Annotated in this window: 21 protein-coding genes; 14 read left to right on the top strand and 7 right to left on the bottom strand. The window is 67.6% G+C overall.

The genetic code is table 11. The features are described 5' to 3' along the window. Positions 1-37: 37 nt before the first annotated feature. Both HTS88_RS05940 and HTS88_RS05935 read right to left on the bottom strand, forming a co-directional pair. A complete protein-coding gene (locus HTS88_RS05940; protein ID WP_174176440.1) occupies positions 38-262 on the bottom strand; it encodes a DUF3107 domain-containing protein in 225 nt (74 codons plus the stop codon). A gap of 48 nt (positions 263-310) precedes the next feature. Next, the gene (locus tag HTS88_RS05935) at positions 311-976 is read right to left on the bottom strand and encodes a TetR/AcrR family transcriptional regulator (RefSeq protein ID WP_174176438.1); all 666 of its coding nucleotides are present in this window, start codon (positions 974-976) and stop codon (positions 311-313) included. Between the two features lie 83 nt (positions 977-1,059). Here HTS88_RS05935 and moeB point away from each other — a divergent pair, with 83 nt between their 5' ends. Next, positions 1,060-2,259 (top strand): molybdopterin-synthase adenylyltransferase MoeB, encoded by a 1,200-nt coding sequence (gene moeB / locus HTS88_RS05930; RefSeq protein ID WP_174176436.1) that lies wholly within the window; start codon positions 1,060-1,062, stop codon positions 2,257-2,259. A gap of 184 nt (positions 2,260-2,443) precedes the next feature. On the opposite strand, the gene HTS88_RS05925 is transcribed toward moeB, so the two are convergent. Beyond that, positions 2,444-3,760, bottom strand: a complete 1,317-nt coding sequence (locus HTS88_RS05925; RefSeq protein WP_174176434.1) for a glutamyl-tRNA reductase — start codon at positions 3,758-3,760, stop codon at positions 2,444-2,446. Positions 3,761-3,918: 158 nt separating this feature from the next. On the opposite strand from HTS88_RS05925, the gene hemE reads away from it, so the two are divergent. The 10 genes from hemE to hemL all read left to right on the top strand — a co-directional run bounded on the left by hemE (position 3,919) and on the right by hemL (position 15,111). Next, complete coding sequence (hemE, locus tag HTS88_RS05920; RefSeq protein WP_174176432.1) at positions 3,919-5,013, top strand: uroporphyrinogen decarboxylase; 1,095 nt, start codon at positions 3,919-3,921, stop codon at positions 5,011-5,013. Between the two features lie 4 nt (positions 5,014-5,017). Then, positions 5,018-6,478, top strand: a complete 1,461-nt coding sequence (hemG, locus tag HTS88_RS05915) for a protoporphyrinogen oxidase (protein ID WP_174176430.1) — start codon at positions 5,018-5,020, stop codon at positions 6,476-6,478. A gap of 112 nt (positions 6,479-6,590) precedes the next feature. Beyond that, on the top strand, positions 6,591-7,562 hold the full coding sequence (locus HTS88_RS05910; RefSeq protein ID WP_174176428.1) for a hypothetical protein: 972 nt from the start codon (positions 6,591-6,593) through the stop codon (positions 7,560-7,562). Positions 7,563-7,673: 111 nt separating this feature from the next. After that, entirely contained in the window at positions 7,674-8,375 is a 702-nt protein-coding gene (hemQ, locus tag HTS88_RS05905; protein WP_174176426.1) for a hydrogen peroxide-dependent heme synthase, read from the top strand. Then, positions 8,372-9,649 (top strand): ferrochelatase, encoded by a 1,278-nt coding sequence (locus HTS88_RS05900; protein WP_174176424.1) that lies wholly within the window; start codon positions 8,372-8,374, stop codon positions 9,647-9,649. Before hemQ ends, HTS88_RS05900 begins: the two co-directional genes overlap by 4 nt. Beyond that, positions 9,646-10,644 (top strand): hydroxymethylbilane synthase, encoded by a 999-nt coding sequence (gene hemC / locus HTS88_RS05895; RefSeq protein WP_174176422.1) that lies wholly within the window; start codon positions 9,646-9,648, stop codon positions 10,642-10,644. The genes HTS88_RS05900 and hemC overlap by 4 nt, the downstream gene beginning before the upstream one ends. A 61-nt stretch (positions 10,645-10,705) precedes the next feature. Next, entirely contained in the window at positions 10,706-11,593 is an 888-nt protein-coding gene (locus HTS88_RS05890; RefSeq protein WP_174176420.1) for a uroporphyrinogen-III synthase, read from the top strand. Positions 11,594-11,655: 62 nt separating this feature from the next. Further along, complete coding sequence (gene hemB, locus HTS88_RS05885) at positions 11,656-12,636, top strand: porphobilinogen synthase (RefSeq protein ID WP_174176418.1); 981 nt, start codon at positions 11,656-11,658, stop codon at positions 12,634-12,636. Further along, entirely contained in the window at positions 12,636-13,733 is a 1,098-nt protein-coding gene (locus HTS88_RS05880; protein ID WP_174176416.1) for an LLM class flavin-dependent oxidoreductase, read from the top strand. Before hemB ends, HTS88_RS05880 begins: the two co-directional genes overlap by 1 nt. Positions 13,734-13,779: 46 nt before the next feature. Continuing rightward, a complete protein-coding gene (hemL, locus tag HTS88_RS05875; RefSeq protein WP_174176414.1) occupies positions 13,780-15,111 on the top strand; it encodes a glutamate-1-semialdehyde 2,1-aminomutase in 1,332 nt (443 codons plus the stop codon). A 122-nt stretch (positions 15,112-15,233) separates the two neighbouring features. Here hemL and HTS88_RS05870 read toward each other — a convergent pair whose 3' ends face one another. From HTS88_RS05870 to HTS88_RS05855, 4 genes are all read right to left on the bottom strand, one after another. Further along, the gene (locus HTS88_RS05870; protein WP_104185032.1) at positions 15,234-15,971 is read right to left on the bottom strand and encodes an amino acid ABC transporter ATP-binding protein; all 738 of its coding nucleotides are present in this window, start codon (positions 15,969-15,971) and stop codon (positions 15,234-15,236) included. Further along, positions 15,968-16,732 carry an amino acid ABC transporter permease gene (locus HTS88_RS05865; RefSeq protein WP_066277429.1) on the bottom strand — a complete coding sequence of 255 codons (765 nt, stop codon included), beginning with the start codon at positions 16,730-16,732 and terminating at the stop codon, positions 15,968-15,970. Before HTS88_RS05865 ends, HTS88_RS05870 begins: the two co-directional genes overlap by 4 nt. A gap of 16 nt (positions 16,733-16,748) precedes the next feature. Continuing rightward, on the bottom strand, positions 16,749-17,684 hold the full coding sequence (locus tag HTS88_RS05860; protein WP_174176412.1) for an ABC transporter substrate-binding protein: 936 nt from the start codon (positions 17,682-17,684) through the stop codon (positions 16,749-16,751). Between the two features lie 326 nt (positions 17,685-18,010). Continuing rightward, positions 18,011-18,721 carry a 3'-5' exonuclease gene (locus HTS88_RS05855; RefSeq protein ID WP_174176410.1) on the bottom strand — a complete coding sequence of 237 codons (711 nt, stop codon included), beginning with the start codon at positions 18,719-18,721 and terminating at the stop codon, positions 18,011-18,013. 63 nt (positions 18,722-18,784) lie between these two features. On the opposite strand from HTS88_RS05855, the gene HTS88_RS05850 reads away from it, so the two are divergent. The 3 genes from HTS88_RS05850 (at position 18,785) to HTS88_RS05840 (ending at position 26,216) form a co-directional block, all read left to right on the top strand. Further along, a complete protein-coding gene (locus HTS88_RS05850) occupies positions 18,785-19,201 on the top strand; it encodes an MGMT family protein (protein WP_174176408.1) in 417 nt (138 codons plus the stop codon). 140 nt (positions 19,202-19,341) lie between these two features. Then, positions 19,342-22,551: an ATP-dependent helicase gene (locus tag HTS88_RS05845; RefSeq protein ID WP_217432257.1), complete on the top strand. Its 3,210-nt coding sequence runs from the start codon at positions 19,342-19,344 to the stop codon at positions 22,549-22,551. Beyond that, a complete protein-coding gene (locus HTS88_RS05840) occupies positions 22,548-26,216 on the top strand; it encodes an ATP-dependent helicase (RefSeq protein WP_246256032.1) in 3,669 nt (1,222 codons plus the stop codon). Before HTS88_RS05845 ends, HTS88_RS05840 begins: the two co-directional genes overlap by 4 nt. Positions 26,217-26,243: the final 27 nt, after the last annotated feature.

Raw genomic sequence — 26,243 nt, 5'->3', positions numbered from 1 at the left:
GGTCCTCCTTGGGCTCTGGGTGGCTCGTCAGCAGGCCCTAGAACTGGCCGAAACCTACGCGCCGTGCTTCTTCGGCCCCGATTTCCACATAGCCCAGGGCGTTTCCGGGAACAATGATCAGGCGTCCCTTGTCATCCTTCAGGCGGAGTTCGCTGCCCTTGGTGATGGCGGCCTCCACGATCTTGGCTACCGAATCCGCGTCCTCATTTGATTCCAGGACAATTTCGCGGCCGATATTCTGAACGCCGATCTTAATTTCCACAGGGGCCTCCCAGCCATTCACATTCGTTGGTTATGTCTTATTTGTAGTCTAGGACTCTTTGGGGAAGCGAGAGATTCCGCGCCAAGCTAAACGGTAGATGAGGTCGCTGGCAACGTCGAGGTCCAGGTTGCCGTCCGTTTCAAGCCAGTAGCGGGCACTGACCTGCGCCATTCCAGCGAGTCCCCGGCCCAGGAGCTGCGCCTCCAGATGGGGGAGCTTGGTGTCCTCGGCGATGACGCGCGCGATGGCGTCGGCAAACGTCCTGTTGAAGGTTTCCAGCCGTGCGCTGACGTCCGGGTCATTGATCAGGTCCGACTCAAAAACCAGCCGGTGGGCCTGGTCATCGTTGGCGATGAACTGGAAGTAGGCCCGCATGACGGCCTGGACGCGCTCGTCATTGTCCGTGGTGGAGTTCAGGGCCCCCAGCATGAGGTCCGTCAGGGACGCAAGGTGGCTTTCCAGCAGGGCCAGGTACAGCTCCCGTTTTGAGGGAAAGTGCTGGTAGAGCACCGGCTTGCTGACGTGGGCCGTCTCCGCGATTTCATCCATGGCTGCACCGTGGTAACCGTTGGCCACAAAGACTTCCTGGGCTGCCATGAGGAGCTGGGCGCGCCGCTCGTCCCGGGGAAGCCTGGCTGACCGTTGGCCTGCAGGACGCGAGGGCGTTTGCGGTTCGGCGGCCGGCGGGCGGCTAGCCCGTGCTTCATGGACCACGGTTGTCCTTCTTTCGTTGCAGTTACCTCCACTTTACTGCGGGGTAATATGACCGGGCGGTATCCCGGGGCATACATTGAAGTATGGCTTCGACAATCAGCGCAAATGTTTCACCTCTGTCCCTGGATCCGCTGGTGGAACCGGCAGCCGACCTCACCGCCGCAGAGGTGGAACGCTACTCGAGGCATCTCATCATTCCCGAGATCGGCGCCCTCGGGCAGCGGCGGCTCAAGAACGCAAAGGTGCTGGTGATCGGCGCCGGCGGACTAGGATCCCCTGCCCTCCTGTACCTTGCGGCCGCCGGCGTGGGCACGCTGGGAATCATCGACGACGACGACGTTGACCTCAGCAACCTCCAGCGCCAGGTCATCCACGGGGTGGCGGACGTTGGCCGCCCCAAGATCGAGTCGGCACGCGATGCCATCGCCGCGCTGAACCCGCTGGTGGACGTCCGGCTGCACAATGTCCGCCTGGATGCCTCCAACGCCCTGGAACTGTTCGCCGGCTACGACCTGATCCTCGACGGCGCGGACAATTTCGCCACCCGCTACCTGGTTAATGATGCTGCCGCCATCCTGGGAAAACCCTACGTCTGGGGCTCCATTTTCCGCTTTGACGGACAAGTCAGCGTGTTCTGGGAAAAGCACGGGCCCACCTACCGGGACCTCTACCCTGAGGCTCCGCCTGCTGGCTCTGTGCCCTCCTGCGGCGAGGGCGGCGTGTTCGGCATGCTGTGCGCGGCCGTGGGGTCGCTGATGGTGACCGAAGCGGTCAAACTGATTACTGGCGTCGGCCGTTCCCTGCTGGGGCGGGTGGCGCTGTTTGATGCGCTGGGCGGAAGCTGGCGGGAGATCCGCGTTTCCAAGGACCCGGCGGCGGAACCGATCACGGAGCTGACGGATTATGAGGCCTTCTGCGGGATTGCGCCGGCTGGACCGGCGGACACCGAGCATTCCGTCACGGCCGCGCAGCTCGCCACCATGCTGGCCTCCCGGAAGGCGGGCCTCAAGGACTTTGACCTGGTGGACGTGCGGGAACCGGGCGAGCACGACATTGTCCGCATCGACGGTGCCGTGCTGATCCCGCAGGGCAGGATCCTCGCGGGGGAGGCCTGGGCGGAACTCCCGCAGGACCGCGACATCGTGTTCCACTGCAAGGCAGGCACACGGTCGGCCAACGTCCTGGCCGCGGCCAGGAAAGCGGGCTACCAGCGGGTCAGCCATCTCGACGGCGGCATCCTCGCCTGGGTGCGTGAGGTGGAACCCAACAAACCCGTCTACTAGGACGCTCTCCCACTTGATGTCGGTTAAACAGAAACGCTCTATCACTTACCGCAGGAAAACCTGAAACCCTCCCTCACCTCCCAGCAGGGGGTGAGGGAGGGTTGCCGGGAAAAGCGCGTCAAGTGAGAGAGGGCCTCTAAAAAGGGCGCAGGATGTGAGGGAGCGTTGCTGGGGGAAGGGCTGGTCAGGCGGTTTCGAGGCCCCGGTGGTCCACCGGGCATTCGGCCTGCGGGGCCGCGGCGGCCGGCTGCTCCACAGTGATGCCGTAGAGGGCTTCCAGGGCTGCCACGTAGTCGTCCTGCTGGCCGTTGGCGGCAAGCTCGCGGGCGCGCACCGTGGGTACATGGAGCAGCTGCTTGACCATGCGGCGGAGAGCGAATTCCACTTCCTCTGCGGCGGCCGTGCAGCCGTGCCGGGCCCTGACCTTTTCCATTTCCGCGTCCAGGACGCTCATGGTGTGCCGTCGCAGCGCAACTATGGCCGAGTCCACGGACCTGACCTCGCGCTCGTGTTCGAACGCCTTGGCGGCGCCGCTGACGATGCCGCTGGCCTGGGCCAGCGACTCGGCCTGCTCCTGGGGGGCCGCAAGGCGGACTGACTCCAGCGTGAGGAGCTCCACGCCGTCCAGTTCGCCAACCCCGGGGTCGAAGTCGTGGGTGAGTGCAAGGTCGATGGCAATCAGCGGCTGCGGCGAATCCGCTCGGACGTCAGCCAGTTCATCGGCTTCCACCCGGGTGTCGGAACCGCTGCATCCGATCATCACGTCCGCCGCCGCCACGGCCGGCCGGAGTGATTCGGCGTTGAGGGCGATGCCGCCCCTGGTCGCCACGAAACCTTCGGCGCGGCCGGAAGAGGAGAAAACCGAGATGTCGGTGCAGCCGCGTTCGCGCAGGAGGGCCATGGTGGCGCCGGCGTAGGCTCCCGTGCCGAAGACCACGACCTTCTTGCTGGACCAGTCCGGATTTTCCGACAGGTCCGTTGCCAGATCCAAAGCGACGGACACGATGGACAGGCCCCGGGAGCCGAGGGCGGTCTGCGCGCCCACATCCTTGGCGGTCTTGGAGGCCGCCTGGAACAGCCGGACGAGGCCGGAACTGGCCGTGCCTTCATGCTGTGCGGTGATAAGGGCACGCCTGACCTGCCCGGCGATTTCACGTTCTCCGACCACGGCGGAGTCCAGGCCTGCGCTGACGGCAAAGAGGTGCTGGCTGACTTCCGGACCGGTGCGGGTGCTGAAGGAGCGTGAGACGAGGGGTTCGCTCAGTCCGCTGACTTCGCTGATCTGGGCCACCAAGGCCGCGCGGGCAGCCTCCACATCATCAGGATGGGGGGCCTCGCCGTAGATTTCGTAGCGGTTGCAGGTGGCAAGGACAATGGCACCCGTCACTGCCGGCGATCCGGAGAGGGCGGATGTGGCGATCCCCGAGGAACCGCTGCTCAACTGAGCAACGGTCTCAAGATCGATGTCGGCGTGTGTAGCCACCAATGAAAAAAGAACCACAGCAGGACAATCATAGCTTTTTCGTTACTCGGTAGAACAACTCCAGGCGCGGGCCAGGGCACGAGAAGGCTGTGATTCCCGCCACGGCGCGGCCGGCGCGCCTCCGGATGACACTTTGTCGTTATCTTTTGTAGCCGATTTTGGGCACAATCAGAGGCATGACTTCCAGCCCTGCCATGTCCCCTGCCGGCGCACTCGCCGCAGACCACCCGCTGCTGGACGGCCGCACCGCAGATTCCCCGCTGATCACGGCCTACCGCGGCGGCAAACCGTCCCGGCGCCCGGTCTGGTTCATGCGGCAGGCCGGACGCTCCCTGCCTGAGTACCTCAAGGTCCGCGAAGGCGTCGCCATGCTGGACTCCTGCCTCCGCCCGGAGCTGGCTTCCGAAATCACGCTCCAGCCGGTCCGCCGCCACGACGTTGATGCGGGCATCTTCTTCTCCGACATCGTCATTCCCCTGAAGCTTGCAGGGGTAGGCGTGGACATCGTCCCGGGAGTGGGACCTGTCCTGGACACTCCGGTCCGCACGGCCGCAGATGTTGCAGCGCTGCCGCAGCTCACCTGGGAGTCACTGGAACCGATCCGTGAAGCGGTCCGCCTCACCGTTGCCGAGCTCGGGAGCACCCCCCTGATCGGCTTCGCCGGCGCACCGTTTACGCTGGCTGCCTACATGGTGGAGGGCAGGCCGTCCCGTGACCACCTGGGCCCGCGCACCATGATGCACGCCGACCCTGAAACCTGGAGCGCCCTGGCCAACTGGGCGGCTGACGCCTCCGGCATGTTCCTGCAGGCACAGCTTGAGGCCGGCGCCTCCGCAGCCCAGCTGTTCGACTCCTGGGCAGGTTCGCTGGGCCTGGCCGACTACACCAGGTACGTGGCGCCGGCCTCGGCCCGCGCCCTGGACCATGTACGGCACCTCGGCGCTCCGCTCATCCACTTCGGCACAGGCACGTCTGAGCTCCTGGTCGCCATGCGTGACGTAGGGGTGGACGTGGTGGGCGTTGACTACCGCCTTCCGCTCGATGAGGCCAACCGGCGGCTGGGCGGCACGGTGCCCCTGCAGGGAAACATCGACCCCGCCCTGCTGCCGGCACCCTGGGAAATCCTCGAGGCCCACGTCCGCGACGTCATCGCCGCAGGCTCGGCGGCCCCCGGGCACGTGGTCAACCTGGGGCACGGCGTCCCGCCGGAGACTGATCCCGCCGTCCTCACGCGGGTGGTTGAACTCATCCACTCCATCTCCCCGGAGTAGTCCCATGGGCAGCATGCCGGCACAGGCCCGGACCGCGCTGGTCCTGGGCGGCGGAATGTCCGGACTGCTGTCTGCCCGGGAGCTGGCTTCCGCCGGCTATCAGGTCACAGTCCTGGAGGCCGGAACGGAATGGGGCGGTTGCGTGGGCAGCCACACCGTAGCCGGCCTGACCCTGGACAGCGGCGCGGAATCCTTCGCCACCCGGTCCGACGCCGTTGCGCGGCTTGCTGCTGAGCTCGGCCTTGCCGGCAGCATTGTTCCGCCGCGGCCCGGCGGAGCCTGGGTCCAGCTCCCGGACGGCCCGCGCGAACTTCCCAAGACGGGCGTCCTGGGCATCCCGGCCAACCCCTGGGACCCGGAAGTCCGGAGGTCGTTGGGCCCGGTTGGAACCCTCCGGGCCGCGCTGGACAGGTTCCTGCCGGCGTCGGTGGGGACGGCGGACGACGTCATCAGCGTCTCCGCCTTGGTGAAGGCGCGCATGGGGAGCAGGGTCCTGGAGCGCCTGGTGGCGCCGGTGGTAGGAGGCGTCCATTCCGCGGATCCCGGACTGCTCGACGTCGACATGGTGGCGCCGGGGCTTCGCGCCGGAATCAGGCGGCACGGCTCCCTGGCTGCCGCAGTTTCCGCGCAGCGTCGCGCCGGCGCAGGGTCACCTTCGAATAGCGGCCCCAGGCAGGAGCCCCCGGCTCAGGCAAAGGCGGGCTCTGCCGTTGCCGGCCTTGAACGCGGGATGCACACGCTGGTCACCGCGTTGGTGGGTGACCTCCGCGACCGGGGGGTGACGCTCCTGTCCGGGACGCCTGCCTCAGCGGTGGTCCGGATGCCTGAAGGGTGGCGGGTCAGCTCCCACGGAGCAACGTTCGACGCCGGCACGCTGGTTGTGGGCGTGGACGGTCCGGCCGCCGTCGACCTCCTGGAAGCCGCAGTCCCCGCGCTGGCGGGGCGCCGGCCCCCTGGCGGGCCGGACGTCAAGCTCGTCACACTCGTGGTCAACAGGCCCGAACTGGACCGCCGGCCGCGAGGCACAGGCATCCTGGTGGCGCCCCAGACCCCCGGCATCGAAGCCAAGGCCCTCACCCACGCCACCGGCAAATGGGATTGGCTGGCTGAAGCGGCCGGTCCTGGCCGGCACGTGGTCAGGCTCTCATACGGCCGGGTGGACGGGGCCGGCGGGCAGCCCGGTGGGCCGGACACCGACGATGAGCTCTTTGCCGCGTCCCTGCGTGATGCACAGGCCCTGCTGGGCGTGGCCATCGCAGCGGAGGACGTCGTGGACTGGGACGTGGTCCGGTGGCGGGGGTCCCTGCCCTTCGCCGCCGTGGGGCACCGCGCCCGCGTGGCGGAGATCCGGAAAGCCTGTGCTGCGGTGGGAAACCTGGCCGTCGTAGGCGGCTGGGTGGCCGGCAACGGGCTGGCAGCTGTGGTCTCCGACACGATCGATCAAATCCGGAACCTGGACCGCTGACCGTCACTGCTGGTCAGGGCCCTGTGACCGTCGAGGGACCCCTGCCAAAGAGCTAAGCCGCTGTTTTGTCCGGCTTTTATTTCGCTTTGCAATGTGGCTAGGGTCGATGACTATGTCTCACAACAGGTCCGAAATTTTCATGACCCGGACCGGTATCCATGGGGGAATCCGGCGCGGCACTGCAGCTGCGGCGGTCGGAGCGGTACTGGTCCTTGCAGCAGGCGTCCCGGCGTCCCAGGCCGAGGAGGGGGAGCCTCGGCCCGGCAGCAGTTCGGCTCCCGCCAGGGAGGACGCCCCGGGCCAGGGCGGGGGTGGCGAGGGCGCATTCAAGAGCGCCGGCAAGGAACCAGGCGCGGAACCACACACGGAACAAACGGACGACGGCGGCAGGCCTGCCAGGCAGCCGGCTGCCCCGCCTCCCGCTCCTGCCACGCTGCCTGTTCCCACAGCCCTTCTTCCGGCGATCACGGCTTCGCTCGCTCCCTCAGCCACCGCCTCGCCCTCGCCTGCAGCGTCAACGCCCCTTCCGCTGCCTTCAGGCGTGCCGGTCTCCCCGTCACCAACGCTTGCCGTCCCAACTGTTCCGGTGCCCTCCTTGACCTCGCCGGGGACTCCGGCCGAGAGCGCGGCGCCTGCCGCCTCAGCCCCATCCACAACGGCCGGCACTCCTTCCCGAACGCCCGTGCCGTCGTCGGAGGCTGGCGCCCGGGCGGACAGCCCTGCCGCTGACGGCAACGGCTCGAGCCTGGCCGGGGCAGGCAAGCCCACTGCAGGCCTGCCCGGCACGGAGCAGCCAGGCGCTCAGGGGGAAGCGGCTGCGCCGCCGCAGGCAGCCAGCCCGGACGCCGGGGCCAGCGCGGCGGGCGCTCCCGGAGCAGGCGAAGCAGCGCAGCCCGTCCCCACCGGGGAACCAGGTGGGCGAACACCCCAGGCGGGCGCGCCGTTGCCTGGCGGCAGGCAGCATGTGGGCTCCTATATCAGCACGCAGCCGCAACTGGAGGCAGCGATGGTTGGACTCGGCCTGGGGCTGGTGGGCCTGGGCGCGGCTGCGGGTGCGGTCTACCTTCGGTTGCGGAAGCCCTAGAAGCCGGGCAGGCCTGCCCGGCGAGTCCCCGGATGTGACGTTGCTCACTTCTACGGCTTGTAGAAGTTGTTGGTTTCGACTTGACGGGTACGAAGGGGCAAACTTGTAACCATGAGCCACACTTCTGCCGAATCTGTCACTAAAACCGAAGAATCAGCCGAGCAGTTTTTCACCCTCTGGACGGTATTCAAGCGCTCCGAAACCCTGATCCGCAGCGCCGACGCCGCCGCTGACTTCGAGGCCCTCCTGGAACGGCTGGCCCGGGCCGGAGTGACGCACCGAGGCAGCTACGACGTCTCCGCCATGCGGGCAGATGCTGACGTCATGGTGTGGCTCCACGGTCCCAGGCCGGAAGCGCTGCAGCAGGCCATCCGCGACATCCGCCGCAGCACCCTGTTTGCGGGCACCGAGATTGTCTGGTCCGCCATGGGCGTGCACCGTGAGGCCGAGTTCGCCAAGAACCACACGCCCGCATACTCCCGCGGGGTCGCGCCGGCGGAATGGCTGTGCGTCTACCCGTTCGTCCGCTCCTATGAGTGGTACATCCTTCCTGAGGAAGAGCGGGGCGCGATGCTTCGGGAACACGGCCTCCTGGGCCGGGAGTTCCCGCAGGTCATCTCCAACACCGTTTCTTCGTTCGCCTTGGGCGACTGGGAATGGATCCTGGGCCTTGAGGCCCCCGAGCTGGTGGACCTGGTGGACCTGATGCGCCACCTGCGCGCCACCGAGGCACGCAACCACGTCCGGGAGGAAGTCCCGTTCTATACCGGACGCCGGATTTCCCCGGCAGAAGTAGCGGAGGTGCTCGCATGAGCCAGCTTGACCCCACAAACGCCGGCGGCGCCGCCGTCGTCAACCCTGTCACCGAGGCAGGGCGGATGGCACCCAAGAACTACGACGCCGTCCTCCTCGCCTCCTTCGGCGGGCCGGAAGGCCAGGAGGACGTCATTCCGTTCCTCCGAAACGTCACCCGCGGGCGCGGCATCCCGGATGAGCGGCTGGAAGAGGTCTCGCACCACTACCGCGCCAACGGGGGCATCAGCCCGATCAACCAGCAGAACCGCGAGCTCAAGGCCGCCCTGGAAGCGGAACTCGCTGCCCGCGGTATCGAACTGCCGGTCCTCTGGGGCAACCGCAACTGGGCGCCGTACATTCCGCAGACCCTGCAGGACGCGTACGACGCCGGCCACCGCCGCCTCCTGATGATCACCACGAGCGCCTACTCCTGTTACTCCAGCTGCCGCCAGTACCGTGAGGACATCGGCATGGCGCTGACCGAAACCGGCCTGGACGGCCGGCTGGAAGTGGACAAGGTGCGCCAGTACTTCGACCACCCCGGGTTCGTGGAGCCGTTCGTTGAGGGCACCGCCGCCGGCCTCGCGGAAGTCCGGGAAAAGCTCGCGGCCGCAGGCACTCCCGATGCGCCGGTGCAGATCCTCTTCGCCACCCACTCCATCCCCACCCGGGATGCGGAGGCCGCGGGCCGCTCCGAAGGCGAACCGCGCGAATTCGCGGAAGGGTCCGCCTACGTGGCCCAGCACCTCGCCACGGCTGCCGCTGTCATCCAGCGCGTGGAAGAGGAATCAGGCCTGACGGCACCGTGGTCCCTGGTGTACCAGTCCCGCTCCGGGGCACCGCACGTGCCCTGGCTGGAACCGGACATCAACGACGCCATTGAGGAACTGGCCGGCCAGGATGTCAAGGGAATCGTCATCGTCCCGCTCGGCTTCGTCAGTGACCACATGGAAGTTGTCTGGGACCTGGACACCGAAGCCCTGGAAACCTGCGCCAACCTGGGGCTCACCGCCACGCGCGTCCCCACACCCGGCACGCACCGCAAGTTCGTCAACGGCATGGTGGACCTGATTTCGGAGCGGACGGCGGCCAACAACATCGCTGACCGCCCGGCACTGACGGACCTCGGTCCCTGGTACGACGTCTGCCGGCCAGGGTGCTGCCAGAACTTCCGGGGCGAAAAGCCCACCATTGCCGGCGCGGACACAACCGTGGGCACCGGGCACGACGCCTATCCCGGCGAAGCAGGCGCCAGCCAGCCAGCGGCGGCCGGGGGAGCGCCGCAGCAGTGACGGTCCGGATCGGCACCCGCGCCAGCAAGCTGGCGCTTACCCAAACGCAGCAGACAGCGGACCAGCTGGCCGCCGTCGGAGGCTTTCCTGTGGAGCTCGTCCACATCCGGACCGACGGCGATGTCCTGACCGGCTCGCTCTCCCAGATGGGCGGCACCGGCGTTTTTGTCGCCGCCCTGCGGGATGCGCTGCTGCGCAACGAATGCGATGTGGCCATCCATTCGCTTAAGGACCTGCCCACCGGGGCGGCCGTCGGGCTCAGCCTCGCGGCAACGCCGCGGCGGGTGGATGTCCGCGACGTCCTGTGCGCCCGGGACGGGCTGAAACTGTCTGACCTCCCCGCGGGTGCACGGGTGGGCACCGGCTCGCCCCGGCGCGGCGCCCAGCTCCGCGCCGCACGGCCGGACCTGGAGATCATCGACATCCGCGGCAACGTGGACACCCGCCTGGGCCGCGTCCCCGGGCTGCCGGGCAACGCCGTCACCGACGTGGTGCCCGGCAAGTCCTGCGACCTGGACGCCGTGGTGCTGGCCGCCGCAGGCCTGGAACGCATCAGCAGGCTGGATACCGTCAGCGAGTTCCTCGAAACGGACGTTATGCTTCCCGCCGCCGGGCAGGGGTCGCTGGCCATCGAGTGCCGCACGGCCGACGCCCCGCCCCGCCCCGGCTCTGCCGAGGGCTCCAAGGACGTCCTGGCCCAGGCGCTCAGTGCACTTGACGATCCGGACACCCGGCTCGCGGTCACGGCTGAACGGGCCCTGCTGGCCCGCCTGGAGGCCGGCTGCGCGGCACCGGTTGGCGCCTACGCCTTCCGCAAGGGCAGCATGCTCTACCTGGAAGCCGTGGTGTGCGCCGTGGACGGCACGGCCTCGGTCCGGGATAAGCGCGCAACCGACGGCCTCACTGAGGTGGGTGCCACGCTGCTGGGCATTGAACTGGCCGAAGTCCTGCTGGCCGCCGGTGCCGCGGACATCGCAGACCTGCAGGCCTCCTGATTCCGGCCATGCGATTGCCTGTCCAGTGCGTCCGGCAGGCCCGGCCGGGACGCGGATAAACATGCGGGACAAGGATCGGCCGCGGGAGCGGCCACTGGCCGGGGCGCGGGTATTGATCACGCGCAGCCCGGAGCGGTCGCTGGCCCTCGTGGACGCGCTGCAGGATGCAGGTGCCAGCGCACTCCTGCTGCCCTTGATCGACTTCGAGCGTGCACCGGACCAGCACTCCCTCGATGTGGCCTGCGATGCCCTGGGCGCCGGGGCTTTCGACTGGCTGGTGGTCAGCAGCGCCACCACAGTCCATGTGCTCACGGCCAAAGCCGCCGAACGTGGACTGGTGCCTGCCCAGTGGATCCCGGCTGCCACCCGCATAGCCGCGGTGGGGGCGGCGACGCGCAAACTCCTGGAGGACCGGGGGCTGGCCGTGGCACTGACACCAGCGGATGACCAGTCCGCGGCAGGCCTGCTCGCTGTGTGGCCGGAAGCGGGCGGCAAGGTCCTGCTGCCACAGGCCGACATCGCGTCACCGCGCCTGGCGGAAGGCTTGTCGGCAGCCGGAAGTTCCGTGACGTCAGTGACCGCATACCGCACGGTCGACTACCCCGCCGCGGCGGAGCGCAGGCTGGCCATCCCGGCGGAAGGCGGGGGAGCGGCCCTGCAGCCGCCGTCGTACGCCCTGCTGACACCTGAAAGCGCCGCAGCTGAACTTGCGGATGGCCGCCTCGACGCCGTCATTGCCGCTTCCCCCAGCGCCGCCCGGCGCATCCATGGGCTGTCCCCGCTGCTCGGGTGCCGGTTCGTGGCCATTGGGCGTTCGACGGCGGACCAGGCCGCCGCGCTGGGCATACCGGTGGCTGCCATCGCGGCTGAGCCGTCGCCGGCAGGGCTTGTAGCCGCCGTCGCGGCAGCGCTCATCGCAGCGGAGGATGCAGGCGGAGAACCACCCTGACACGCGGGACGCCCGCCAGCGGCCACCCACTCACCGCCCGAACCAACGCCAAGGACAGGACCATGACTTTTCCCAGCCACCGCCCCCGCCGCCTGCGCACCACGCCTGCCATGCGCCGGCTGACCGCCGAAACCCGCCTGGCACCGGCGGAACTAATCCTTCCCGCCTTCATCCGTGAAGGCCTCACGGAACCCAACCCCATCACCTCCATGCCGGGCGTTGTCCAGCACACCACGGAAACCCTGAAGCGTGCTGCTGCTGAAGCGGTGGAGCTCGGGCTGGGCGGCATCATGCTGTTCGGCATCCCGGAAACCCGGGACGCCGAGGGAACGGCGTCCCTCGACCCGGATGGCGTCCTGAACAAGGCCATCAGGGACGTGCGCGCCGAGGTGGGAGACGACCTGGTGGTCATGAGCGACGTGTGCCTGGACGAATTCACGGACCACGGCCATTGCGGCGTGCTCGACGCCGACGGTTACGTGGACAATGACCGCACCGTGGAGATTTACGCACGCATGGCCGTGGCCCAGGCTGACGCCGGCGCCCACATGCTGGGCCCCTCCGGCATGATGGACGGCCAAATCGCCGCCATCCGTTCCGCCCTGGACGGTGCGGGCCACACCAGCACATCCGTTATCGCGTACTCCGCCAAGTACGCCTCCGCTTTCTACGGTCCGTTCCGTGAAGCTGTCGACTCCCAGTTGAAAGGCGACCGGCGGACCTACCAGATGGACGCCGGAAACCGCACTGAGGCCCTTCGCGAGGTGGAACTGGACCTCGCAGAGGGGGCCGACATCGTGATGGTCAAACCGGCCATGAGCTATCTGGACATCGTGGCCGATGTCGCCGCCATGAGCCCGGTACCGGTGGCGGCGTACCAGATCTCCGGCGAGTACGCCATGATCGAGGCCGCCGCCGCCAACGGCTGGATCGACCGGCGCGCCGCCATCAACGAGTCCGTGCTGGGCATCCGGCGCGCCGGCGCCCACATGGTCCTGACCTACTGGGCCGCCGAACTGGCCGGCTGGCTGAAGGAGTCCTGATGACCGACACCCCGGCTCCCCGATCCGCAGCGGGTCCCGAGGGCCCCACCGCCCCGGTGGGACCTGGCCGGATCCTCCTGGGCCTGAACACGTTCGGCGATGTCGGTGAGAACCCGGACGGAAGCCCGCAGCCGCATGCCCGGGTGCTGCGCCAGCTGCTCGAAGAGGCCCAGCTGGCGGACGCCGTCGGACTCCATGCCTTTGGCGTGGGCGAGCACCACCGCAAGGACTACGCGGTGTCCGCTCCGGAAGTCTTCCTCGCCGCCGCTGCCGCCCGCACCACCCGGATCCGCCTGGGCTCGGCGGTTACCGTCCTGAGTTCCGATGATCCCATCAGGGTGTTCCAGCGGTTCTCCACCGTGGACGCCATCTCCAACGGCCGTGCCGAAGTCATGCTGGGCCGTGGCTCCTTCATCGAATCGTTTCCGCTGTTCGGACTGGACCTGGCCGACTACGAGGTCCTGTTCGAGGAGAAACTCGAGCTGTTCGACAAGGTCCGGGCGCAGAAACCGGTGCACTGGGAAGGCCGCACCAGGCCCGCCGTGTCCGGGCTGAGCGTGTACCCGCCGCTGGAGCGCCACCTGCTGCCCACCTGGATCGGAGTGGGCGGCACACCGGAATCCGTGCTGCGCTGCGCCCAGTACGGCTACCCCATCATTTTCGCCATCATCGGCGGGCAACCGCGCGCCTTCCGTCCGCTTGTGGACCTCTACCGGGAAGCCATGGCCAAGTACGGCCACCCCATGCAGCAGGTGGCCACCCATTCACCCGGACACGTGGCCGACACCGACGAGCAGGCCAGGGAAGAACTCTTCCCGCACTGGCTGAAGCTGCGGAACAAACTTGGCGCCGAGCGGGGCTGGGGACCGGCGGGGAGGGGCGAGTTCGACGCCCTGTGCGCACCCGAGGGCGCCCTCTACGTCGGCTCTCCCGAGACGGTGGCCCGGAAGATCGTCCTGCTGAAACAAAACCTGGGGGTCGACCGGTTCGACCTCAAATACAGCAACGGGCCGCTGCCGCACTCCGCCATGATGCGCTCCATTGAGCTGATGGGCACGGCGGTGGCACCCCGCGTGGCAGAACTGCTCGGCACCTGACGCACCCGGCAAAAGACAGCGCCGGCCACCTGAGAGAATAGGATCCATGACTTCCAGCAACCCTCGCAACGAGGAACTTTTCGACCGCGCCCGCCAGCTCATGCCGGGCGGGGTCAATTCGCCGGTCCGTGCCTTCGGGTCCGTGGGCGGAACGCCGCGCTTCATGGTCTCGGCCAAGGGTCCGTACCTGACCGACGCCGACGGCAAGGAATATGTGGACCTGGTCTGCTCCTGGGGTCCGGCGCTGCTGGGCCACGCCCACCCCGCCGTGCTGGACGCGGTCCACGCAGCCGTGGACCGCGGACTCTCCTTCGGCGCCTCCACCCCGGATGAGGCGAACCTGGCCGAAATCGTCAAGGAACGCGTTCCCGCCGTCGAACGCCTCCGGATGGTGTCCACCGGCACCGAGGCCACCATGACCGCCGTCCGCCTGGCGCGCGGCTTCACGGGACGCAACCTCATCATCAAGTTCGCCGGCTGCTACCACGGCCACCTGGACGGACTCCTCGCGGCTGCAGGTTCCGGCGTCGCCACCCTCGCCCTGCCCGGCTCCGCGGGTGTCACGGAGGCCACCGCCGCCGAAACCCTGGTGCTGCCCTACAACGACCTCACCGCCGTCAAGGAAGCCTTCGCCGCCCACGGGCAGAACATCGCGGCCGTGATCACCGAAGCCGCCCCCGCCAACATGGGCGTGGTGACCCCGGGGGAGGGCTTCAACCTCGGCCTGTCACGCATCACCCGTGAGCACGGGGCACTGCTCATCGTGGATGAGGTGCTCACCGGTTTCCGTACCGGCTACTCAGGCTATTGGGGGCTTACCGGCGGAGCGCCGGACGCCGCCGAGCCGTGGACCCCGGACCTGCTCACCTTCGGCAAGGTCATCGGCGGAGGAATGCCGACGGCGGCCCTCGGCGGTCGTGCCGACGTCATGGACTACCTGGCCCCCACGGGGCCCGTCTACCAGGCCGGAACGCTCTCCGGAAACCCGGTGGCGATGGCGGCCGGTGTGGCCACCCTGACCCACGCCACCCGGGACGTCTACTCCTTTATCGATGTCCGCTCGCTGGAACTTTCCTCGGCACTGTCCAGCGCCCTGGACTCCGCCGGGGTGGACCACTCCATCCAGTTCGCCGGCAACCTGTTCTCGGTGGCGTTCGGCACCTCGGCCAACGGCGTCCACAACTACGCCGATGCCCAGGCGCAGGAGAGCTTCCGCTATGCGCCGTTCTTCCACTCGATGCTGGAGGCCGGGGTATACCTGCCGCCGTCGGTCTTCGAAGCCTGGTTCCTCTCCGCCGCACACGATGACACCGCGATGAACCGGATCTTCGACGCACTGCCGGCTGCAGCGAAAGCTGCCGCCGCGGCGCAAGCCTAGCTCCGCCGTCGTTCGCCCTTCCTCAACACAAAGAAATCCCCGCCTTCCGGACAAGTCCCCCTTGCGTGCAAGGGGGCAATGTCCAGGAGGCGGGGATTTTCTGTCGGTGCCTGCCTGTGAACCTAGAGGACGTCCGAGAGGAAGCCCTTCAGCCGGTCCGTCCGGGGCGCGGTGAAGATCTGCTCCGGCGGGCCGGATTCCACGACGACGCCGGCATCCATGAAGGTCACGGTGTCCGACACGTTGCGGGAGAATCCCATCTCGTGGGTCACCACCACCATGGTCATGCCACCCTTGGCCAGGTCGGCCATCAGCGCCAGGACGCCTTTGACGAGTTCCGGGTCAAGGGCAGAGGTCGCCTCATCGAAGAACATGACCTCAGGCTTCATGGCCAGGGCCCGGGCGATGGCCACACGCTGCTGCTGTCCACCGGAAAGGTTGGCCGGCCGGGAGTCGGCCTTGTGCTTCAGGCCCACCAGGTCCAGCTGTTCCAGGGCTTCGGCGCGGGCCTGCTCCTTGGACAGCTTCCGCAGCTTCCGCAGCGCCAGGGACACATTGTCCACCACCGTTTTGTGCGGGAACAGGTTGAACTGCTGGAACACCATGCCGATCCGCTGGCGGAGTTCGTCAGGGTTGTCCTTCAGCACCGAACGGCCGTCCAGGAGGATGTCGCCCTGGTCGGGTTCGATCAGCCGGTTCATCACGCGCAGCAGCGTTGACTTGCCGGATCCCGACGGGCCGATCACGGAGGCCGTGGTGCCCTTCTCCACATGCAGGTCAATGCCGCGGAGAACATGGTTGTGGCCGAAAGAAAGGTGCAGGTTCTTGCCGGTCAGGGTTCCGGAAGCGAATTCCGTCATGCCTGTGCCCCCTTGCCGATAGGCGCTGCCAGCTCGTCCGGTTCCTTCTTTTCCGGCTTGCCGGTCCGCAGCCGGTTGTCGATGAAGTTCACGAAGTGCGTCAGCGGAACGGTCAGGATCAGGTACAGTACCCCGGCCGCCACCAGCGGTGACAGGTTTCCGGTGTTGGCCATGGCGTCATTTCCGATCCGGAAGATTTCCCGGTCCGAAGCAGCGAGGCCAAGCATGAACACCAGCGAAGAATCCTTCAGCAGCGAGATGAACTGGTTCACCAGTGCGGGCAGGACCCGCCGGATTCCCTGCGGCACCACCACCAGGCGCATGGAACTGCCGTAGCTGAAGCCCAGCGCCCGGGATGCCTCCAGCTGGCCCTTCTCAACGCTCTGGATACCCGAACGGAATATTTCACCGATGTAGGCAGCCGCGATCAGGGTCAAAGCCAGGATGCCCAGGGGGTACGGGTTCCGGGACCCGGTGATTTCCCTGGCGATGGGGCTGAGCCCGATGCCGATGACCAGGATCACCAGGATGGCGGGCAGGCCACGGAAGATGTCGGTATAGATACGTGCCACCCACCGGGCTCCCGCGTTGCGGGAAATGCCCATCATGGCCAGCGCGAGACCCAGCAGGGAACCGAAGATGCCGGAAGCCACAGCCAGTATCAGCGTGTTGGGCAGGCCCACCATGAGCAGGGCGGGAATGACTTTGGCCATTTCCTCCCAGTTGAAGAAAGTGTCGGCCAGTTGGTCCAGGAGATCCATAAACGTCCCGGCTCAATCAGCTCTGCGGAACCGTGGCGGCCTTGCTGCCCGGCTTCCAGTCGGCCGGCATTTCGCGGTCCGGGTACCACTCCTTGGTCAGCTTGGACCAGGTTCCGTCGGCGATTACGGCGTCCAGGCCGGAGTTCAGCGCGTCGATCAGCGGCTGGTTGTCCTTGGCCACGGCGTAGGCCGTGAAGTTCTGCGTGTTGACGACGGATTCGGCGATGACCGTGCCGTCGCCTTCCTTGACCTGGCCCGTGGCCTGCTGGGACGGCGCCACCCAGGCGTCCACCTGGCCGTTGCGTACGTTGGCGTACACGGTGGCGTAGTCCGGGAAGCGGATCGGCTCGAGCTTGAGGGTGTTGGTGACGTAGTCGTCCTGGACGGTGCCCTGGACCACGCCGATGCGGAGGTCGCCGGTGAGGTCGGCGAAGCCCTTGACATCGCTGTCGGTCTTGGCAACCACGGCCATGAAGCCAAAGTCGTAGCCGTTGGTGAAACCGACGTTCTGGCGGCGGGCGTCCGTGGTGGAGATGGAGGAGGACCCGACGTCGAACTGCTTGGTCTGGACCTGGGACAGGAGTGCCGAGAAATCGGTGGCGACGAATTCGACCTCGAGGCCGAGCTTGCCGGCGATCGCGCGCAGCAGTTCGTTGTCGTAGCCCGTGAACTTGCCCGAGGGGTCAATGAAGATGTTTGGCGGGGCGTCGGACAGCGTGCCCACCTCAAGCTTGCCTTCGGTGTTCAGGCCCAGCTTGGTTGTGTCGATCTGGTCGATCGGGGTGACGTCGGCGGTGGTGTACTTGTCCAGCGTCTGCTGGTCGCTGCCGGCGAGGGCGTCCGTGGGTGTCCCCGACGGCTCGGCGGACCCTGAGCCGCAGGCGGCGAGGGAGACAGCCAGGGCGAGTGCCACGGGAGCCGTGGTGAGCCACTTCATCGCTTTGATTTTCATCAGGTTGTCGCTTTCATCTGAGTCATTAGTCAACCGGGCCGCGAGGCTGCGCTGGTGGCGCCTGGCACCTGCCCGGCGCTGTTCAAGCACGGCAAGGCAGGGGTGACCGCAAAACTTTATTCTCTCACCTGGGGTTTTTCGGTGAACTTTCAAACAAACGCACCGGCGGCATGCTCAGGAGCAAATATTATTCGATGTTTGGGCAATACTGCGCTTCGACCGAGCGGTCCGGGCAAGGTGGCGCCGAATACCGGAGGTGGTTGCCTGCCCGCCTATGTGAAGCCCTGTTACTGTGACTTGCCTCGCATCCGCGCGGCAGCACTATGTCAGAAACCGCCGAGGCTCGCGTCCTGCGGGGGAAGTACCGGCCAGTCGCCCTCGATGACGGCAGCCGGCTTGGTCTTCCGGAGGTAGCCCTGGAAGTCTGCCGCCTGGCTGGTGGCCCAGTCCACCTGCAGCTGGTGGAGCTGGCTCGCGGGCATCATCAGCTTTGGGAATTTGCCGGCCATGGCGTCCAGGACCCGCAGCGTTGCCAGGGCATCGGCCGCAGAGGTGTGGGCATTGTCCAGGACCACGCCATACTCCTCGCACAGCGCCGTCAGGGTGCGCTTGCCCTTCCGGTAGCGGTCCACCTGCTTGTTCATGATGTAGGGATCCAGGACCGGGAAGCGGCTTAGCTGGGGCACGCCGTAGCGCGCCGATTCCGCGGCCAGGACAGTGAAATCGTAGCTTGCGTTGAAAGCGATGACGGGGATGTTCGTGTCAAAAAGGTCCTGCAGGACTGCGGCAAGTTCCTGCGTCACCTCATGCGCGGGCCTGCCTTCCCGACGGGCCTTTTCGGTGGTGACACCGTGTACGTCGCTGGCTTCCGTGGGAATCTCCACCCCGGGATCGGCCAGCCACTCATGTTCCCTGATGACGTCGCCGTTATGGTCCACCACCGTTACGGAGGCCGTGACAATACGTGCAGCCCGCGAGTTGCGGCCCGTGGTTTCCAGGTCGAAAGCTGCGCGGGGGAGGGTGTTCCAGGTGCTCATATGTCAACGCTAAAGGGCACCACTGACAATTCCGTGGAGCGCCACTGCCGCTAGATTGGATCAATGCGGATTGAGTACGTGGAGGCGGTGCTGGCCGTCGTGGAACTGGTGCCCGCCGCATCCGCCGTGGCGTACGGCGACGTTGCCGAGCTGCTGGGGTCCGGCGGCCCCAGGCAGGTGGGCGCCGTCATGAGCCACTACGGGAGCGGCGTGCCCTGGTGGCGGATCCTCAAGGCGAGCGGCCATGCACCTGCCGGGCACGAGGCAGAGGCCCTCCGCCACTACCTTGCCGAGGGGACGCCCCTCCTTGGTGCCTATCTGGAATACCAGCGGACCCGGGAAGGACGCTGGCGTGTGGATCTTCAGGCCGCCCGGTGGGCGCCCGCCGAAGATGAACTGGACGTGATTGATGCCGTTGCCGAGGAGCTGGAGCGGCGGCTGCATGGATTGTCGGTGGCTGATGATGGAATGTCTGTGTGACAGTAACAACGCCCTTCACCGGCCCACGTGACGAGTACAGGGACGATTCCGCGGAAGGTCCTGCACCTGATGCTGACACAACGGCGGGCCCTGGAGCCGGCAGCACGGACCGCAGCCAGGGAAGACCGGCCGCGACAGGCCTGAAGCTGCTGCCACCCCGCCACGTCCATGCGGCAGAGCCGCTGCTGTCGGCGGACCAGCAGGCCGCGGTTGATGTACCCCAGGGGGCCGGGCCGGTACTGATGCCCGGTGCCCCGGGAACCGGTAAGACCACCACCCTCGTCGAGGCCGCCGTCCGCCGGGTGTTCCGGGACGGCGTGGATCCAGAGCGCATGCTGATCCTGGCACCAAGCCGCCTCGCAGCCGACACCCTCCGCGACCGCTTCACCGCACGGCTGGACAGGAGCCTGAGCACAACGCCGGCGCGTACCTGGGCGTCCTACGCCTTCGATGTCATCAGGCGCGCCAAAGCTGAAGGGCTTCTTTCCTTGTCCAGGCCGCCGAGGCTCCTCTCCGGGCCTGAGCAGGACCTCATCATCAAGGAACTCCTTGAAGGACACCGCCTCCCGGGCCTGGAACTGCCCTGGCCTGCCGATATGGAGGGGGCGCTGGAAACGCGCGGCTTCCGGCAGGAAGTCCGGCAGTTGTTTGACCGGATCATTGAATCAGGGCGCACTCCGGAGGACGTGGTGCGGCTCGGACGTGACTGCGGCAGGCCTGACTGGCTTGCCGCTGCCGCGCTGTATTCCGAGTACCGGGATGTCCTGGACCTTCGGATGCCGGAGGCTTTCGACCCCGCCGGGATCATCACGGCCGCCCGGCAGGTGTTCCAGGATTTTCCTGCGTTCCTGGCCGCGGAACGGGAGCGCCTGCAGGTCATCCTCGTGGACGACATCCAGGAGGCCAACCCCGCAGTCTTTGAGTTGCTGGCCGACATAGCCGGAGGCAAGGACTCCTTCGTGGCCTTCTGCCCGGACACCGTCGTCCAGGGCTTCCGCGGGGCAAGGCCGGACCTCGTCGCGGAACTGCCGCACCTGCTGTCGCCGGGGGCGCCTGTGGTGGAGCGTCCGCTGCGGTATGCCCACCGGCAGGGGACCAGGGTTTCCGAAGCCTGGCTAAGTGTCGCCGGACGGATCTCCCAGCGGGCGGGCGGCCAGCTTGCCAGGCGCCTCGACCAGCCCGGCGGCGACAGCCCGGAAGGGGCAGTGGAGGCACACCTTGTTCCGTCCGCCGTGCACGAACTGCGGTACGTGGCCCAGCGGATCCTGGACCAGCACATCAACCACGGCCGTGACCTGGCCGACGTCGCGGTCATTGTGCGCAACGGCGCCCAGGTCAGCGAGTTCCAGCGGTATTTGTCCGGACAGGGGATCGCCGTGCGTGTCCCCGTGGCAGAGTCCGCTGTCCGGGACGAGGTGGCCGTCCGTCCGCTGCTTGATGCCTTCGCCATCGCGCTGGACCCGGCACTGCTCACCCCCGAAGCCGCAGTATCGCTCCTGACCTCGCGGATCGGCGGTGCGACGTCCATCGAGCTCCGCCGGTTGCGGCAATCGCTGAGAAGGGAAGAAATCCTGGGCGGCGGAGGCCGTACCAGCGACGCACTGCTGGTCGAAGCGCTGCTGGAGCCTAATGCGCTGTCAACCCTTGGCATCGAGGGCCGCGCCGCACGCCGGGCGGCACGCATGATCCAGGCAGGCAGCAGGGCGGCTGCTGAACCCGGCGCCAACGCCGAGTCAGTCCTCTGGGCCCTCTGGAACTCCACCGGGCTCGCCGGCGCCTGGACGGAGACGGCCCTTTCGGGCGGACCGCACGGAGCACGCGCGGACCGCGACCTGGATGCCATGATGGCGCTTTTCCACACCGCGGAGCGTTACGTTGACCAGGTGCCCGGTGCGGGTCCTGAGCAGTTCCTTGAATATCTCCTGAACCAGGAGCTGCCCATGGACACCCTTGCCGCACGCGCACAGGTGGACGACGCCGTCGAGCTGATGACGCCTGCCAGCGCAGCCGGACGTGAATGGCCGGTGGTGATTGTTGCCGGCCTCCAGGAGGGCGTCTGGCCCAACACACGGCTCCGCGGCGAGCTGCTTGGAAGCACCCTGTACAGCGATGCCGTGGAGCACGGCCCAGGCTACGCCCTGCAACGGGATCCCCTAAGCCGGCTTCGCGATATCCGGTATGACGAGCTCCGGAGTTTCTCCACAGCAGTCTCCCGTGCCCGCGAACTGCTGCTCTGCACCGCCGTATCCTCCGAAGACGACCAGCCGTCCTCGTTCCTCGACTATGTGGCGCCCCTGGCTCCCGGCCAGGAAACCCGCGGCTTCACTCCCGTTGAGCGTCCCATGACGCTCCGCGCGCTTGTTGCCGAACTGCGGCAGCACGCCCAGCTGGACGGACATGACGCTCCGCAGGCGGAGGAAGCGGCCAGGGTGCTTGCACGCCTGGCCAGGGCGGAGCCGCCCGTTCCGGGCGCGCATCCGCAGAGCTGGTGGGGTCTTCCCCCGCTGAGCTCCGAAGCGGCGGTGGTTCCACCCGGCGGCACGGTGTTCGTGTCACCGTCAAAAGTTGAGACAGTCCAAAAATCACCGCTCGACTGGTTCGTCCAGGCCGCAGGAGGTGAGGCTGCCACCGACTTCGCACGGAGCCTGGGCACCCTGGTCCACGCGATTGCCCAGGAACTCCCGGACGCCTCCGGCTCCGAGTACGTCGCGGAACTCGTCCGGCGCTGGCCCGCGCTGGGAATGAAGGACAATTGGGAGGGCAGGCTTGATTTCCAGCGTGCCGAGTCCATGGTGCGAAAGCTGGCCCAGTATGTCCTCCTGATGCGGAGCGAGGGGAGGAGCCTCGCAGGCGTGGAGCAGGATTTCGAGGTGGCGCTTGGAACGGTCCCTGTTGATGATGCCCCGGACCGCGACGCCGTCCTGCGCGGCCAGGTGGACCGGCTGGAGATCGACGCTGAGGGCCGTCTGGTGATCGTGGACCTGAAGACGGGGAAACGTCAGCCCGGCAAGGGGGAGCTGGCGCGGCATCCGCAGCTGGGTGCCTACCAGGCAGCGGTGCTTGCCGGCGGGTTCGACGACGGTCCGGGCGGCCAGGCGGGACCGGTACCCGGCGGGGCGGTACTGGCCCAGCTCGGAACCGGAGCAAAAAATCCGGCCATCCAGCAGCAGGACCCGATCGATCAGGAGGACAACTGGGCCCTGGACATGGTGAAGGATGCAGCTTCGGTGATGGGCGGCAGCGCCTTCGAAGCGCGGCACGATCCATCCAAAGGCAGCCACGGCGGCCACGGCTGCCGGCTCCCCGAAGTTTGTCCGTTGTGCGTGCGTGGAAGGCAAGTGACTGAATGATGCAGGACGTGCAAGAGCAGGGGTCGTCCCTTGCCGCCGGGCCTTCAGGCGCCCTGGCCTTGGCTGCCCGGGAAGCAGCACCGGCCGCCACACCGCCCCGGCCGCGGTTCAGCCCGGAAGAGCTTTCCGCGCTGCTGGGTGAAAAAAACGTGCCGACGCCGGAACAGTCGGCGATCATTTCGTCGCCGCTGACCCCGCGGCTGGTTATTGCGGGGGCAGGATCGGGGAAGACAGCCACCATGGCGGACCGCGTGGTGTGGCTCGTGGCCAACGGGTGGGTCAGGCCGGAAGAAGTCCTGGGTGTGACCTTTACCCGGAAGGCTGCCGGTGAGCTGGCATCGCGCATCCGTGCGAAGCTGGCTGCCCTCCAGCGGCTGGTTGCCCAGGACAAGATGGCCCAGGACACGGTTGGCCGGGAAAGGGGTCACACGGTTTTCCCCGAGGGGCTGCTCAGCAGCGACGCCCTGGAACCGAAGGTGTCCACCTACCACTCGTTCGCCAGCGGCATCGTCTCCGACTACGGGCTCCGGCTGGGGGTGGAGCGTGATGTGGTCCTGCTGGGCGGTGCGCAGGCCTGGCAGCTGGCCAGCGAGGTCGTGGAGGCCTACGACGGCGAATACGGACATTTCCGGGCAGCAAAGTCCACGCTGGTGAAGGCAGTCATCCAGCTGGCCGGTGAATGCGCCGAGCACCTCCAAGAACCCGAGGACGTCGAGGCCTGGCTGATGGCGCGGTTGTCCGACTTCGAGTCACTTCCTTACCTTGCCGACAAAAAGAAGAATCCCCCGCAGGCAGCGGCCGATCTCGCCGGAATGCTGCGGACCAGGGCTTCCGTGGCCGACATGGTGGGACGCTATGCAGGGGCCAAACGGGCCCGCGGTGCGCTGGACTTCGGCGACCTGGTGGCCCTCGCTGCCCGAGTGGCACGCGAAGTCCCCCTGGCTGCGCAGATGGAGCGGCAGCGCTACAAGGTGGTGCTGCTGGACGAGTTCCAGGATACGTCCCACGCCCAGCTCGTCCTGTTTTCAAGGCTCTTCGGCGGCGGACATGCGGTGACGGCCGTGGGTGATCCCAACCAGTCGATCTACGGATTCCGCGGAGCCTCGGCCGGGCAGCTCTTCCATTTTGTCCGGGAGTTTCCGGTGAGGCTGGAGACGGCCCCCCAGGGGTCGGAAGAAGGCGCCGCGGGGGAGCGTCCAGCGGAGGACACCGGGACCTGGGCTCCTGCGCCGACGTCCTACCTGACGACGGCCTGGCGGAACGGCCGCTCGATCCTGGCCGCGGCCAACGTCATGTCCGAGTCCCTGGGACGGGCGGCCGCGCAGCGCGGCCCCGCCGGCGGGGGAGGGGCCGTGGCCCCCGAAGTTCCGCCGCTGCAGCCCAGTCCGCACGCGGCGGCAGGATCCGTGGTGCTGGGCCGGTTTGCCAGCGACGTGGACGAAGCTGCCGCGCTCGCTGACGACATCCTCAAATACCGTGTGACGGACTTTGAGCTCAAGCCCGACGGTTCCCCGGTTCCGCCCGCCATCGCCGTGCTGTGCCGGCGCCGTGCGCAAATGGAACCCATCCGGCGCCAACTGGAGGCCCGAGGCATCGCCTACGAGATTGTCGGTCTCGGCGGCCTCCTCGATACCCCGGAAATCGTGGATCTAGTGGCCACCCTGCGCGTCCTCGCCGACCCCGGCCGCTCCGACGCGCTGATGCGCCTGCTCGCGGGGGCCCGCTGGCGGATAGGCCCGGCAGATTTGATGGCGCTGAGGGACTGGTCCAGCCAGCTCGCCCGGAGACGCGGCCAGGCCGGAGCGGCTGATGACACCGTCCCGGATGCCGAACCGGCCGTCCTGGAAGGCGACCTGACGGACACCGCCAGCCTCGTTGAAGCCCTGGACTGGCTGCCGCGCGAGGGGTGGACCTCATCGAACGGCAGGTCCCTCACCCCGGCCGCACGCGGACGGATGCTTCGGCTTTCGGCGGAGCTGCGCCAGCTCCGGGGCTACCTGGGGGACGACCTCACCACGCTGCTGGGAGAAGTGGAGAGGGCCATGCTCCTTGACATCGAGGTCGCCGCCAGGCCGGGCATCAGCATCCACCAGGCCCGCCGGAACCTTGACGCCTTCCAGGATGCAGCGGCCGGCTTCCTGCGCACCTCACAGCGCGTGGACATCCTCGCCTTCCTGTCCTGGCTGGAAGCGGCATCAGCTGAAGAAAACGGCTTGGAAGCACCGCCAAGCGATGTCAACCGTGAGGCGGTCCAGCTGCTCACCGTGCATGCCTCCAAAGGGCTGGAATGGGATGTTGTCTTTGTTCCGGGCCTGAATGCCAAGGACTTTCCCAGCGACCGTGACTCGCGCTGGAGCAGCGGATCCGCGGCCCTGCCCTGGCCGCTGCGCGGCGACCGGGCAGACCTGCCCCAGTGGGACCTGGACCAGCCGGACCAAAAAGGATGGCTGGACGCGGAAAAGGACTTCAAGGCAGCCGTCCAGGCGCACGGGGAGTCGGAGGAACGCCGCCTGGCCTACGTGGCGTACACCCGGGCCAAGCACGTCCTCTGGGCGTCCAGCGCAGCCTGGGTGGGGTCGAGGTCCGGGCGGGCCGACATGTCACAGTTCCTGGCCGAGCTGGAGCCATTGGCTGCGCCGGCCCGCGAAGGTCTCCCGGTGCAGGCAGGCATCCACCCGCGGTCTGTGGAGGAGGCTTCGTTGCCGGAGGCCAGCCCGCTGACCCTCGATGTGGAGGTGGCCGGCTGGCCCTACGATCCCTTGGAGGGGCCGGTGGATCCCCGGACGGGTGGGCGCCTCCGCCTTGGCACGGGCCGCAGGGATGCCATGGAACGGGCGTCCGCCCGGGTGGCAGCTGCCCTGGAGTCCATGCACCATGGAAGGGCCCTGCCCCATGAGCGGGCCCTGCCCCTGCCGGATGCCGGAGCGCCCGCGAATGCTCTATCCGGCCAGGACAACTTCATGATGGTCCCGGCTCCGCAGCTCAGCGGTCCGGCTGCCGGCTGGGCGAGGGAAGCAGCACTGCTGCTGGAACGCCGGGCAAGGAAGTCGTCCGCCCAGGAGGTGCACCTTCCCACCCATATTTCCGCATCCACACTTGTGGACCTCAACGAAGACCCGGAGGCGGTGCTCTGGCGGCTCCGCAGGCCGGTGCCGCGTGAACCGGGCATGTCGGCACGGAAGGGAACAGCCTTCCACGCGTGGGTGGAAGAGTACTTCGGGAGTGCAGGCATGCTGGACCTTGGCGAGGCGCCGGGTTCCGATGACCACATCGATGCGGCCTACGACCTCGACGCCATGGTGGCCACCTTCAGGTCCTCCCCGTGGGCCCACCGCTCCCCGGCTTTTGTTGAGGTCCCGGTGGAGACCCGCGTAGGTGACGTTGTGGTCCGTGGACGGATCGACGCCGTCTTCCAGGACGCGGACGGCCGCTGGGACCTGGTGGACTGGAAGACCGGACGGCGGCCGTCCGGGCCCCAGCTGCGGACCCGGGCGGTGCAGCTTGCCGTCTACCGGCTGGCGTGGTCGCGGCTGAAAGGCGTGCCACTGGAGGATGTCCGGGCGGCCTTCTTCTACGTTGCAGACAACAAGATCGTGCGGCCGCATGACCTCGCATCCGCTGACCAGCTGGAGGAGATGGTGGCGGCTGCCTTCACCTCTGCCTGAAAGTGCGTCGTGGACGTCCTTTAGCTG

This window comes from Pseudarthrobacter oxydans (assembly GCF_013314975.1).
Classification (GTDB): Bacteria; Actinomycetota; Actinomycetes; order Actinomycetales; family Micrococcaceae; genus Arthrobacter; species Arthrobacter oxydans.
Note: the sequence above shows the minus strand (reverse complement) of the source record. Positions and strands in the feature narration are given on the sequence as shown.